Here is a 2,447-nt window from a genome sequence, read left to right on the forward strand (position 1 = left end):
GGGAATGGAATAAAACTTTAAGGGCAGCTCAAGTAATTCCTATTGTTCCTTTGGTGGGAGAAAAAGGACTTGAAGTAGGAACTATTTTTTTAACACCTTTAACTACAAATCAAGAGGTAGATAGTTGGAATAAAGATGGCTTATTAGAAATCAATAATACATATTCAAAAATTTCAGACATTCAAATTCAACCTAATGAATTTGATGTTGCTATCCCAACATATTCAGTTAATTACAACCAAAGAAGTGGAATCGGTACAAAACTGAATGTTCATGCTATTCCATTAGCTGCAGCCTATTCCTCTGCCAATGATGGCAATATGGCCGTAACTCTCTCAAACGTAAAGGCTAAAGGGTTTGACGATTGGGAAATGCAAAATATTATTGAAACATGGGCACAAAAAGATGACGTAAAACTAAAATTGAGTAAATGGTATACAAATGAAATTAAAGGTGTTGGCGACTCAAAAAATCCAATCATATTACGTTTTGTATCAAAAATTTTTACAGCTACAAGTATCTACGTAGTTGTTAAAGATGATGAAAGCAATGCTTTAAAAGGACAGATAGGCAGTTCCGATACAACAAGTTTTGGCATTAACTCAGGTACTCAAGCAATGCCTAAACCAAACACACTACCTACAACACCAGCAATACCTGAAACTAATAACAATCAAGGCTCTAGCAGTGATACAAATGCGACTACTGTCGATAAAACAATTACTGACATTGATACATTACTAAAGTTAATTGACAAAAAAATAGCAACTAAAACAGATGTTCAAGAAACCAATATCCCAACCCCAATCCGAACCGGTTCTACTGATGTGAAAGTCGCAGAACTTGAAGCCAAGTTAAAACAAACCTCGGATTTAGTAAGTATTTCCAATCAATTAAATGATCTTAAAAAAGCACAAATGTTGAATCAATACGGTGGGTATTATCAAATGGGAGCTGATGTATTTCGTATTACTCATCTTGGTAAAAGTGTCTCCATTAATCAAACCTTTAGCAACCCTATGGTATTTGGTTATTGGGCTCTAGAATACGTACTTTTAAAGGATGGAAAACTAGAAAGAATTAACAGAAATATTTTAAATGCATATTCAAACAAAGAAACTCAAAAGCTTATATCCAAAATTACACTTGATACGACGATTACCCCCTCCCCCCAAACAGCACCACAAAAATAACGATTTTCTAAAAAATAAAATTTAAAATCAGGTATTTAAGGAGAACACCATGGAAATGCCTATACAATCAGATTTAATAATATTAGAGCATATTTGTTTCAAAGCATTCCCAAATGGCACAGAGGATGAATTAAAAGTAGCTGCGAATTTCTTTCTTAATGAGATTAATTCAAAAACGAAATTTAAAAACTGGAATCAGCACATATTATTTCGACCTGTAAATTCTAATTCGTCATATGTCCTCATGATTTATGCTGAAAATCAATTCGTTGAAGACAATGCCCGTATTATTTATTTAGATTCTTCGCAACTACCACTAAATTTAGCAGATGCATATCAAATAGCAATTAACAAATATGGGACAAAAGATCCTACATATTTTAACAGCGGTTTTAATTTTACTTTATACAGCTTCGGTAATACTCAAACTGAATATTCTCTGATCATTACCAACCAGAAACCGAAGCCTATTAAAACTTAGTTCTCCCGTCTTAAATGTTCAATTGAACAATTTCTGATTAATTTTAACCAAAGAAATATCTATTTTCTTTATTACTTAGGCTAAATATGACGGAATCATATATTGCACCTGTAGAGTTAGAAAAAGCTTATCGTTTGTTAAATCATGGTCCAACTGTCCTAGTTTCTGCACAACATGGTGACGACCGCAATGTAATGGCTGCCGCTTGGGCATGTGCCTTAGAGTTCAAACCAGCCAAAGTATCCGTGGTTCTTGATAAAAGTACTAAAACCCGACAGCTCGTTGAGCAAAGTGGTTATTTCACACTACAAGTTCCCTGCTATGCACAGCTTGATCTGACTCATCAACTTGGAACCGTTAGTAAGTTGGATGATCCACAAAAACTTGAACATTGTGATGTTGAACTATTTTATCAAGAAGGTCTTCCTAGCCCGCTTGTATCAGGTTGCATTGCATGGCTTGTCTGTAAACTTATTCCAGAACCCCATAATCAGTCAGCTCATGATTTATTCATTGGTTCTGTTGTGGGTGCATGGGCAGATAGCCGCGTTTTTAGAGATGGGCACTGGCATTTTCAAGATGCACCGAAAGAACTTCGAAGCCTGCATTATATTGCTGGAGGAACCTTTTATTTAATTGGTGAAGAAGTCAAAGCTCAGCTTTAATCAACAAAAAACTGACTTTACTTAACTTTCTGAATTTCATCGAATCGGATTCAAACTAGAAAATTTCTGCTCAATGGCAAAAGACCGCATAACAATTGCGGTCTTTTG

General features: G+C 34.9%; 3 protein-coding genes. All 3 read left to right on the top strand.

What is annotated here, in order from left to right:
* Positions 1–1,193 (top strand): hypothetical protein (locus NL42_RS19020; RefSeq protein ID WP_461313936.1); only part of this gene is annotated, 1,193 nt, incomplete at its 5' end.
* Between the two features lie 49 nt (positions 1,194–1,242).
* Entirely contained in the window at positions 1,243–1,674 is a 432-nt protein-coding gene (locus NL42_RS19025) for a hypothetical protein (protein ID WP_461313937.1), read from the top strand.
* 86 nt (positions 1,675–1,760) lie between these two features.
* Entirely contained in the window at positions 1,761–2,339 is a 579-nt protein-coding gene (locus NL42_RS19030; protein WP_461313938.1) for a flavin reductase family protein, read from the top strand.
* Positions 2,340–2,447: the final 108 nt, after the last annotated feature.

The organism is Acinetobacter sp. GN11 (assembly GCF_054823985.1).

What these genes read in the sequence shown, in the direction of transcription:
- NL42_RS19025 (WP_461313937.1), top strand. Translation starts at nt 1,243, where the DNA reads ATGGAAATGCCTATACAATCAGATTTAATAATATTAGAGCATATTTGT.
- NL42_RS19030 (WP_461313938.1), top strand. Translation starts at nt 1,761, where the DNA reads ATGACGGAATCATATATTGCACCTGTAGAGTTAGAAAAAGCTTATCGT.